A 9852-nucleotide genomic window follows, 5' to 3' on the forward strand; every position below is an offset into this window, starting at 1 on the left:
GTCGCGGAGGCCGACCGCCACCGCGACCGCGGCGAGCAGGACGGGGACGGCGACGACCCGCAGGCCGAGCGAGGTACCCGCGGTGAACTCGGCCACGGTGCGGGCCGGCCCGCCGGCCGAACGGGCGGCCGCGACGGTGCCGACCACGGCGACGCCGAGGGCGGCGCCGAGCTCGCGGACGGCGGTGTTCAGCCCGGCCCCGAGTCCGGCCTGCCGGGGCGGCAGTTCGGCGACCACGGTGTGCGCGAGGCCCGGTGCGGACAGGCCCATGCCCGCGGAGAGCAGCAGCAGCCACAGCGCGTACAGCGGGTACGGGGTGGCCGGCCCCGCGGTGGAGACGCCGATCAGGCCGCCGCCGATCAGGGCCAGCCCCGTCGCGGCCACCGTGCGCACGCCGCGGACCGCCTGGATCCGGGTGGCGAGACGCGGCATCAGGACCATGCCCACGGTCAGCGGCACGATCGCGAGGCCCGTCCGGGCCGGCGAGTAGCCCTTCACGTACTGGAGGAACTGGGCGTTGACGAAGAAGAGCGCGAACAGCCCGAAGAACGAGGCGGCCGTGCCCAGCGCCGCCGCCCGCAGCCGGCGCGAGCGGAACACCCGCAGGTCGAGCAGCGGCTGACGCGCGGTCAGGCTGTGCCGGGCGAAGCCCAGCAGCAGGACGGCCGCGGCGCCGGCACCGGTCAGGACGTGGGCGGAGGCCCAGCCGTGCGAGGGCCCCTCGATGATGCCGTAGAGCAGGGCCGCGGTGCCGGCGGTGAGCAGCGCGGAGCCGGCCGGGTCGGCCGAGGCGGGGTGGCGGGGCAGGTCGGGGACGGTGCGCAGGGCGGCGGCGGCCAGCAGGAGCGACAGCGGCACCATCGCCCAGAACAGTGCCGACCAGGACAGGTACTGGGCGGTGAGGCCGCCGGCGAGGTTGCCCGCCAGGCCGCCGAGGCCCATCGCCAGGGTCCAGGAGCCGATCGCGCGGGCCCGGCGCTCGGGCCCGGCCAGGTGGACCAGCACGGCCAGGGTGGCCGGCACGAGGAAGGCCGCGCCGGCGCCGGAGACGGCCCGACCGCCGATCAGTGCGGCGACCGAGCCGGTGGTGCCGGCGGTGGCGCTGAGGCAGGCCCCGGCGGCGAACAGGGCGAGTCCGGCGAGCAGGGCGCGGCGGCGGCCGAAGCGGTCGCCGCAGGCCCCGGCGGGGATCAGCAGGCCGGCGAAGACGACGACATAGGCGTCGACGGCCCACAGCAGGGCGCCGGGTGAGGGACGCAGGGCGGAGGCGGCGAGCTGGGGGATCATCAGGTTGATCGCGGCGACCATGCCCTGGGCGACCAGGACGCAGGCGCACATCGCCAGCAGGGTGGCGCGGCTCAGACCGGGCGGGGCGGGGTTTTCGGGCATGCGCAAGGGAGCTCCTCCGGGAGCGGTCGGTGGGATTCGCGTTCCACGGTAGGCGCGGTGTTGGATTGCATCCAGTGCATGTTCTGCAGGAAAGGAATGCGCTGGATGCAATCCATGGATCTGAACCTGCTGGTCGCGCTCGACGCGCTGCTCGACGAGGGCAGCGTTTCCGGCGCGGCCGCCCGGCTGCACCTGTCCGAACCGGCGATGAGCCGCACCCTCGGCCGGATCCGGCGGGCACTGGGCGACCCGGTGCTGGTGCGCGCGGGCCGGGGCATGGTGCCCACCCCGCACGCACTGGCCATCCGGCCGGAGGTGCGGGCCGTGGTCGAGCGGGCGCGCGGCCTGTTCACAGCGGCCGGACAGGTCGATCTGCGCACCGTGGACCGGACGTTCTCGGTGCTCACCCACGACTCGTTCCCCGCCGCGCACGGGCCGGCGCTGGTCGCCCGGTGCGCTGCCGAGGCGCCCGGCGTCCGGTTGCGGTTCCTCGGCGAGAACCACCTGGACGCACCGGTGCTGCGCGACGGCGTCGCCGACCTGGAGGTCGGGGTGATCGACACGACCGCGCCCGAGGTGCACGTCGAGGCGGTGTTCGAGGACCGGATGCTCGCGGTCGTCCGGCCGGGTCACCCGCTGGCGGCCGGCCGGGTCACCCCGGAGCGGTTCGCGGCGGGCGAGCACCTCGGGGTGTCCCGACGCGGCCGCCTGGCCGGACCGATCGACGCCGCGCTGGCCGAACTCGGTCTGACCCGCCGGGTGGTGACCACCGTCGCGAGCTTCCCGGCCGCCCTGTTCCTGGTCCGCGCCACCGACCTGGTCGGCCTGGTGGCGGCCGGCAGCCGGACCCTCGCCGACGCCCTCGGCCTGGTCTGCCTGGAGATCCCGCTGGAGCTCCCGCCGCTCCCGTTCGGCCTCGCCTGGCACCCCCGCCACGACGCCGACCCGGCCCACGCCTGGCTGCGCGGCTGCGTCCGCGACCTGCTCACCGCGACCTGACCGGCCGGGACGGCGGCCTCGACCGCGCCGCGGTCCCGCTCCGCCCTCGGTGGCCGACACGGGCCGGGCGGCCAGGCTGTCCGCCCGCGACCTGCACCGTCCGAGCCCCTGACGGGGCGTGCCGCGCGGCCCGCGTCCGGTGTCCTCGGACGGGCTGCGCGGGGCCCGCGCGCCGGCGCGGGATATCGGTTGCCAGGCCCGGCGGCGGGGCTCTAACCTTGGCCCGCTCTCGATCATGATCATCTGAAGGAGGACCCGGTGACGGGGACGATCCTGGTGCACGCGGAGCCGGCTGGCCTCGGCCGCGCGGGAGTGCTCGGCGTGGTCGTCGACGGGGTCGCGGTCGGCGAGGTCCGGCAGGGCGGGGCCGCCCGGTTCGCGGTGGCGGCGGGCACGCACACGGTCCGGGTCACCACCATGGACCGGGCCAGGTCGAACACGGTCACCGTGGAGCTGACGGAGGGCCAGGAGTTCGTGGTCACCGTCCGCGGCACCGGGCTGGCGATCGCCGTGCTGCTGCCGGTCGTCACCGTGACCGCCGCTCCGGTCGCCCTGGTGCTGGGAGCCATCGTGCTGCTCGGTGTGCTCCTGGTCGCCCTCCCCGGCCTGCTGTTCCGGGTACGGGCCGACGGCGTCCGGGAGCTCCGTCCCGCGGCGGAGAACGAGGGCCGGGCCGAGCGACGGGCCGGGGCTCCGGAGGGCGTCGACGCGGAGCCCGGGGAGGGCGGCGGTACCGGGCTGTGGTGGGAGTCGGACCCGGCGTTCGCCAAGCGCTTCCCCGTGACCAGCACGGTCTGACGACCCGTCCCCGCTGCCGGGCCGCTCGGCGGTGCCCCGCCGGGCATTTCACGGCGCCGACAGGCCCTCGATCCCGTGCTCGGCCTCGGGGAGCCAGTCCCGGCCGGGCCGGTACTCCAGCCAGCGCCTCCGGCGGCCGGCCTCGGCGAAGGCCCGCAGCAGCCCGGCGACCCCCGGGTCGGGACGGTCGCGGTGCCAGATCAGCGACCAGGCGTAGAGCGGGGTCGGGTCGGCGAGCGGGACGACGGCGAGACCCGGGCCGGGGTCGAGCGGCAGTTCCGCGGGCAGCAGGGTGAAGCCGTCGCCGCTGGAGCGCACGCGTTCCAGCAGGTGCTCCAGGCCGAGGTTGGCCTCGCCCGGCAGCACCGGGACACCGAACTGCCGGGCGAACGCGCCGAGGAAGTCCAGTCGGCCGGCCGCCGCCGGGAGGACCAGCCGCAGGTCCGCGAGGTCCCTCGGCCTGATCCGGTCGGCCGCGGCCAGTGGATGTCCGGCGGCGATCACCGCGTCCACCGGCTCCAGCCGGACCAGGCGGTGCGCGAGCGCCCGGGCGACGCCGTCGTCGAAGGGGTGGAAGCGTCCGAAACCCGCGCCGATCTCGCCGCGCTGCAGGGCCGCCGCCACACCCGGCAGGTCCCGCCCCGGGCCGACCTCCACGGACGGCGCGCCGTGCGCGTCCAGTGCCTCCCGGACGGTGCGCAGCGGTTCGAACAGGTGGCCCCACACGTCGACGCGGATCGGGTGGTGCCGGTCCTGCCGGACGGCGTCCACCGCCGCCGCTCCGGCCGCCAGTGCCGTCCGCGCCGGTTCGAGGAACCGCTCCCCCGCGGCGGTGAGCCGCACCTGCCCCCGGGCGCGTTCGAACAGCGGGGTGCCGAGCACGCCTTCCAGCCGGGCGATCCGCTTGGACAGGCCCTGCTGGGTGATCGAGAGCGACTGCGCCGCCCGCCCGAAGTGCAGGAGTTCGGCGGTGGCGACGAACGCCCGCACCTGTGCCAGATCAAGATCCACCACAGCAGTCTGACCGACAACCACCGGTTGTCGCAGCCGGGTTCCGGTTGTTGGACCGGCGCGGGGCGCGGGCGGTTGGCTGTCCGTCGAGAGAGGGCCGAGAGAACGGGACGGACGATGAAGGCCTACATCCCCACAGGTCACCCGGGACGCACGGTCGGGCTCGGCGAGGCCCCGCAGCCCGAACCCCGCGCCGACGAGCTGCTGGTGAAGGTCGACGCGTACTCGGTGAACCGGGGCGAGACCTTCCTGTTGGAGGATCCCCCGCCGGGCTGGCGGCCGGGCAAGGACGTCGCCGGGCTGGTCGTCCAGGCCGCCGCGGACGGCAGCGGACCGGCCGTCGGGCAGCGCGTGGTGGCGCACCCCCCGGCGTCGGGCTGGGCCGAGTACGTGGCGGTGCCGGCCTCCGCCGCGGCCCGGCTGCCCGAGCAGGTGACGACGGTTCAGGCGGCGGCGCTGCCGCTAGCCGGTCTGACGGCGCTGCGGCTGCTGCGGGCGGCCGGCGCCGTCGCGGGCCGGCGCATCCTGCTCACCGGCGCCTCCGGCGGGGTCGGCCACTACGTCACCGAGCTCGCGGCGGCCGCCGGGGCGGAGCTCACCGCGGTCAGCCGGTCGGCGGAACGCGGCGCCCGGCTCGCGGGGTTCGGCGCGACGGTGGTGCCCGAGGTCACGGACGCCGCCGGGCCGTTCGACCTCGTCCTGGAGTCGACGGGCGGCCGCGCCCTGCCGCTGGCCCTGAAGCGGCTGGTGCCGCGCGGCGAGGTCATCTGGTTCGGCCAGGCGAGCCGCGAACCGGTCACCCTGGACTTCTTCGACCTGCTGCGCGGGCCGGTCTCCGCCACCGTCCGGCACTTCAGCTACGCCGACTGCGACCGGCCGCCGGCAGCCGACCTCCGCACCCTCGTCCGGCTCGTCGCAACCGGGCGGCTGCACCCCGAGATCGGCCTGGTGGCCGACTGGCGCCGCACCCCTGACGTCCTCACCGACCTGCGCGAACGCCGCGTCCGCGGCAACGCCGTGCTGACCCTGTCCTGACCGCTGCACCCTGACCGAGGAGAACTGCCGTGACCGCCACCGACCCCCGCACCGTCGTCACCGCCTATGTCAACGCCGTCGCCGAGGGCGACCTCGACACGGTCGTCGCGAGCTTCGCCGAGGACGTCACCTGGACCTACCCGGGCGACCTGCCGCTCAGCCGCACGTGGCGGGGCCGGGACGCCGTCCTCGAGGACTTCCTCGGCGCGGCCGGCGCCCTCTTCGCCCCCGGCGGTGCACCGGCGGTGGTCCTGACCAACGTGGTCGCCGACGGCGAGCAGGTCGTCGCCGAGTGGACCTCGCAGGGCACCACCGTGCACGGCCACCGCTACGACAACCGCTGCCTCGGCGTCTTCACCGTCCGGGACGGCCGGATCACCTCGGTCCGCGAGTACACCGACACCCAGCACGTGGAGCGGACGCTCTTCGCCGGGCGGTGAGCGGGCCCGCCGCGCGCGGGCGTTCGGGCGGCCGGGCGTGCGGGCGTGCGGGCGTTCGGGCGGCCGGGCGTGCGGGCGCGCGGGCGCGCGGGCGCGCGGGAGGCTGTCCGTCGTGGTGACGCTGCGGGTCCTCTCGACGAACGACTGGCTGCTGTGGCGGCAGGCCAGGCTGGCCTCGCTGACCGAGGCGCCGTACGCGTTCACGTCCCGGCGGGAGGACTGGGAACACGGCGGCGAGCGGCGGTGGCGGGCCCGCCTCGCACTGCCCGACGCCCACAACGTCGTCGCCGTGCTGGACGGTCGCGCCGTGGGCCTGGCCGCCGGGATGACCGGGGAGGGCGGTGTGCGGCAGCTGCGGTCCGTCTGGGTGGGCCCCGCGGTGCGCGGGCGCGGTGTCGGGGACCGGCTGGTCGCGGCTGTCGGGTCCTGGGCCCGGCGGACGGGCGGCACGAGTCTTGAGCTCGCCGTCCTGCCGGGCAACGACGCGGCCGTGGCGCTCTACCGGCGGCACGGCTTCGTCGCGACGGGTGAGCCCGGGGCGCTGCTCGCCGACGGTGTGTCCCGCGAGCTGCTGATGGCCAAGCCGCTGAACTGACCGCCGGTCGGGGGCGGCCCGGTCCGGCGGACGGCGGTACGGCGGCTGCGGGACGGGGTCAGGCCCGTGAGGCATCGAGGGCGGGCTCGGGCCGCGGTGCCGCGTCCCGGTCCTCGTCCGGTGCGGCCGGGCGGCCTCCGCCGCGGGTGGCGCCGACCCCGGCGGCCACCACCAGGGCGACACCCGCGGCCGGGCCGGGGCCGGGTGTCTGGCCGAGCACCAGCAGGCCGACGAGCAGCGCGAACGCCGGCTCCAGGCTCATCAGGGTGCCGAAGGCGGAGGCGGTCAGCCTGCGCAGCGCGAGGAACTCCAGGGCGAACGGCAGCAGCGGGCTGAGTGCGGCCAGCCCCAGCATCACCAGCAGCGACTGCCAGTCGAGGCGGCCCGCGAGCGAGGGGCCGGCGACGGCCAGCCCGAGCAGACCCGCGACGGGCATCGAGACGGCGAGGCCGCTCAGCCCGCCGACGCGGTCGCCGACCCGCTGGGTCAGCAGGATGTAGACGGCCCAGCAGACCGCGGCGGCCAGCGCCGCCGCCACGCCGACGGCGTCCACCCCGCCGTGCCAGGGCTCGGTCAGCAGCACCACCCCGGCCGCGGGGGGCCCCCGCCCCCCCCCCCCGCGGCGGGGGCGCCCCCCGGGCGGCGCCCCGCGCGTTGTGCCTGCCTCAGCCCCGGCCCTCGTAGGCAGTGACCTTGTCCGTCACACCCTTCAGCAGCGGGCTCAGGCTGTCGACCAGCTCCTGGTAGTCCGATCGGCGTCCGTCCGACCACTGGCCCAGGCCCACCACCATGGCCCGGCCGGAGCCGGTGAAGGCCTGCACCAGCCCGCTGCCGGCGGCCGGCGTGGGCAGGCCCGAACCCGGCGGCGGGGCCTGCGCGCCGACCTGGTGGTCGTCGAAGGCCGAACTCAGCTCCGTGACCAGGCGGACGGTGTCCGCCGGATCCCGCATGGTGAAGACGGCCAGGTTGTACTGGTCGTTGCGGGCGTCCTTGTAGAGCGCGACCTGCTCGCCCACACAACCCTTGCCCGCCCCGATCATCGAGATCAGCCGCGGCCCGACGGAGTCCGCCTCGGTGCACGAGGCGAGGACCTTCGCCGCCACCCGGGTGTAGTGCGCACCGGAGGCACCGGTCACCTCGGCAGGGAACGCCGCGTCCAGCGGCACGGCAGGCCGGTCCGATGCCGATGCCGATGCCGATGCGGTGGCGGAGGCCGAGGCGTGGCCCGCGGGCGCCGAGGGGGAGCTGCCGGCGGGACGGCCCGGCTTCCCCGGGGACGGCCCGAGCGCCACGAACGCCGTGGCGGCCAGGCCCGCCGCGGCCAGCACCATCAGCGCGATGCCCACCCGCGCCCGCAGCCGACCTCGCGCAGCCCGCGCCCCGCCCTCCCGCGGATGCAGGTCGGCCTCCTTGATCCTGGCCGACCGTACGAACTCCTCGTCGAGCACGACGTTGAACGGGTCGTCGTCGGACCCGTCCCGACCTGGAATGCCGTCACTGTTCTCCACGCGGGCACCCTAGTGGGCGCACCGCCGGATTCGAACACCCCCTGCGCCCCCGCTCGATCACCCCGGCCGTCCCGGCCGCCCGGGCCCGCTGTCGGAGCCGCCCGCTAGCGTCCCCGCCGTGACCACCTGGACGGTTCCCCGCGCCCACCGCGCCGCCCTCGACCACGCGTTGGCGCTGGCCGCCGGGGCGCCGTGGTGCGAGGGCCTGGTGCTGCGCGGCAGCACCGCACTGCTGGCCTGGCTGCCCGGCACCGCCCGTGAACCGGCCGACCTGGACTGGGTGGTGCGCCCCCGCGCGTTCGTCCCGGTCGACCCGGTGCACCGGCGCGGCTACGTCGACACCCTGGACGGCCTGCGCACCTGGCCGGAGGCGGCGCACGGCGCCGCCGACCCGGAGCTCTGGTCCGGCGACGACCACCTGGACACCCGCGGGCTGCGCGCCCGGCCGGCGCCCGAGGGCCTCGCCTGGGTGGCGGAGGAGGCCGAGGAGCTCGACCCGGTGCCGTTCGGCGACCTCGACGAGCTGATCGCCCGTGACCCCGTCGTCGCCCCGGGCCTGCGGCTGGACCCGGACGGCTTCGACACCGGCGGGTCCTGGCCGTACGGGGACTACGGGACGCCGGGGGTGCGGGTCACCGTCCCCTGGCACGCGGACGGCCTGCCGCCGGGCGTGCTGCGGCTGGAGTTCAGCTGGGACGAGCCGCTGCCCGAGCCGCCGGTGGCGGCCGCCGTCCCGCGCGCCGACGGCGGCCCGCCGACCGTCGTGGCGGCGGCGGGCCCGGCGCTCTGCCTCGCCTGGAAGCTCCGCTGGCTGCTCACCGAGGGCGGCGGCGACGGCCCGGGCGCCGCCCGCGGCAAGGACCTCTACGACGCGGTGCTGCTGGCCGAGCGCCCGGGCACCCGGCTCTCGCCCCGGCTGTGGCGGTACGTGCGGTCGGCGGTGCCCCACCCGGTCGGACCGCAGGCCGTCCGGGGCTGCCGGGTGGACGGGGCCGGCCCGGGCGGGGCCGCCGCCGACCTGCTGGAGAGGCTGGCAAGGGCGCTGGAGCGGACCTGACCGGTGACGGGTGTCCGTGCGGTCAGTCCAGGCTCCGCAGGAAGCCGATCAGGGCCGCGTTGACCTCGGCGGGCCGCTCCTGCTGTGTCCAGTGCCCGCAGCCGGGCAGCCAGACCGGCTCCCGCAGGCCCGGCACGTACGAGGTGAGGCCCGCAAGGGCGGCCCTGGTCCGCGGGTTGGCGACGACCAGGTCGTGCTCGCCGGCGACCAGCAGGGCGGGCGGGGTGATCCGGGCGCCGTGCCAGGGCGCGGTGAGCTCCCAGTTGCGGTCGAGGTTGCGGTACCAGTGCAGCGGCCGGTGGAAGCCGAACTCGGCGAACTCGGCGGTGAAGAAGGCGAGGTCGTCGTCGGTCAGCCAGTCGGGCAGCCGGCCGGGGTCGGCGAAGACGTCCAGGAAGCCGCCGCCCTCGGGGACCAGGGGCTGGCCGCCGGGTGCCAGCGCGGCCCTCCCGGCCAGCAGCCGGCGGAAGGTCGTGCCGAGGTCGCGGGCGAGCTCCTCCTCGGCCGGGCCGACCTGCTGGAAGTGCAGCATGTAGTGGGTGCCGCCGGCGAGTTCGCGCAGCGACTCGGTGGGCGGCCGGGTGCCGCGGGGCAGCGGCGGGACGGACAGGCCGGCCACCGCCCGCACCGCGTCCGGGCGGACGAGCGCGCAGTGCCAGGCGACCGGGGCGCCCCAGTCGTGGCCGACCACCGCGGCCTGCCGGGCGCCGAGGGCCGGGATCAGCCCGAGGGCGTCGCCGGCCAGGTGGTGCAGGGTGTACTGGTCGACGGCGGCGGGCCCGCCGGTGCGACCGTAGCCGCGCTGGTCGGGTGCGACGGCGTGGTAGCCGGCCTCGGCGAGGGCGGTCAGCTGGTGCCGCCAGGAGTACCAGCTCTCCGGGAAGCCGTGCAGCAGCAGGACGAGCGGGCCCTCGCCGGCCTCGGCGACGTGCATCCGCAGCCCGCTCGCGGACTCGACGAAACGGTGGTGCACGGTGGTCACGGCGTCTCCCGGGGTCGGCTGCGTCGGGAACTCCCGGG

The 9852-nt window shown here is 76.9% G+C and carries 11 protein-coding genes; 6 read left to right on the forward strand and 5 right to left on the reverse strand.

What is annotated here, in order from left to right; all coding sequences use genetic code 11:
* Positions 1-1389: MFS transporter (locus tag ACFV0G_RS26460; protein ID WP_380552885.1), on the reverse strand; the 1389-nt coding region annotated here is incomplete at its 3' end.
* A gap of 96 nt (positions 1390-1485) precedes the next feature.
* Here ACFV0G_RS26460 and ACFV0G_RS26465 point away from each other — a divergent pair.
* Positions 1486-2388, forward strand: a complete 903-nt coding sequence (locus tag ACFV0G_RS26465; RefSeq protein WP_380552888.1) for a LysR family transcriptional regulator — start codon at positions 1486-1488, stop codon at positions 2386-2388.
* Positions 2389-2646: 258 nt separating this feature from the next.
* Entirely contained in the window at positions 2647-3186 is a 540-nt protein-coding gene (locus ACFV0G_RS26470; protein ID WP_380552891.1) for a hypothetical protein, read from the forward strand.
* A 48-nt stretch (positions 3187-3234) separates the two neighbouring features.
* Here the strand turns inward: ACFV0G_RS26470 and ACFV0G_RS26475 are convergent, their stop codons facing one another.
* Positions 3235-4197: a LysR family transcriptional regulator gene (locus ACFV0G_RS26475; RefSeq protein ID WP_380552894.1), complete on the reverse strand. Its 963-nt coding sequence runs from the start codon at positions 4195-4197 to the stop codon at positions 3235-3237.
* Positions 4198-4314: 117 nt separating this feature from the next.
* Here ACFV0G_RS26475 and ACFV0G_RS26480 point away from each other — a divergent pair, with 117 nt between their 5' ends.
* The 3 genes from ACFV0G_RS26480 (at position 4315) to ACFV0G_RS26490 (ending at position 6267) form a co-directional block, all read left to right on the forward strand.
* On the forward strand, positions 4315-5232 hold the full coding sequence (locus ACFV0G_RS26480; RefSeq protein WP_380552897.1) for a zinc-binding dehydrogenase: 918 nt from the start codon (positions 4315-4317) through the stop codon (positions 5230-5232).
* 29 nt (positions 5233-5261) lie between these two features.
* The gene (locus tag ACFV0G_RS26485) at positions 5262-5672 is read left to right on the forward strand and encodes a nuclear transport factor 2 family protein (protein WP_380552900.1); all 411 of its coding nucleotides are present in this window, start codon (positions 5262-5264) and stop codon (positions 5670-5672) included.
* A gap of 112 nt (positions 5673-5784) precedes the next feature.
* On the forward strand, positions 5785-6267 hold the full coding sequence (locus ACFV0G_RS26490) for a GNAT family N-acetyltransferase (RefSeq protein ID WP_380552902.1): 483 nt from the start codon (positions 5785-5787) through the stop codon (positions 6265-6267).
* A 58-nt stretch (positions 6268-6325) separates the two neighbouring features.
* Here the strand turns inward: ACFV0G_RS26490 and ACFV0G_RS26495 are convergent, their stop codons facing one another.
* Positions 6326-6853 (reverse strand): EamA family transporter, encoded by a 528-nt coding sequence (locus ACFV0G_RS26495; protein ID WP_380552905.1) that lies wholly within the window; start codon positions 6851-6853, stop codon positions 6326-6328.
* Between the two features lie 79 nt (positions 6854-6932).
* The gene (locus ACFV0G_RS26500) at positions 6933-7775 is read right to left on the reverse strand and encodes a hypothetical protein (RefSeq protein ID WP_380552908.1); all 843 of its coding nucleotides are present in this window, start codon (positions 7773-7775) and stop codon (positions 6933-6935) included.
* Between the two features lie 118 nt (positions 7776-7893).
* On the opposite strand from ACFV0G_RS26500, the gene ACFV0G_RS26505 reads away from it, so the two are divergent.
* On the forward strand, positions 7894-8832 hold the full coding sequence (locus ACFV0G_RS26505) for a nucleotidyl transferase AbiEii/AbiGii toxin family protein (protein ID WP_380552911.1): 939 nt from the start codon (positions 7894-7896) through the stop codon (positions 8830-8832).
* Positions 8833-8854: 22 nt separating this feature from the next.
* Here ACFV0G_RS26505 and ACFV0G_RS26510 read toward each other — a convergent pair whose 3' ends face one another.
* Positions 8855-9766, reverse strand: coding sequence for an alpha/beta fold hydrolase (locus ACFV0G_RS26510; protein WP_380552914.1), 912 nt, complete (start codon positions 9764-9766; stop codon positions 8855-8857).
* Positions 9767-9852 lie beyond the last annotated feature (86 nt).

This window comes from Kitasatospora sp. NPDC059571 (assembly GCF_042735675.1).
Classification (GTDB): Bacteria; Actinomycetota; Actinomycetes; order Streptomycetales; family Streptomycetaceae; genus Kitasatospora.

Bases quoted from the DNA above. Each gene is read 5' to 3' on its own strand.
- ACFV0G_RS26465 (WP_380552888.1), top strand. From the start codon at position 1,486: ATGCGCTGGATGCAATCCATGGATCTGAACCTGCTGGTCGCGCTCGAC.
- ACFV0G_RS26480 (WP_380552897.1), top strand. From the start codon at position 4,315: ATGAAGGCCTACATCCCCACAGGTCACCCGGGACGCACGGTCGGGCTC.
- ACFV0G_RS26510 (WP_380552914.1), bottom strand. From the start codon at position 9,766: ATGCACGTCGCCGAGGCCGGCGAGGGCCCGCTCGTCCTGCTGCTGCAC.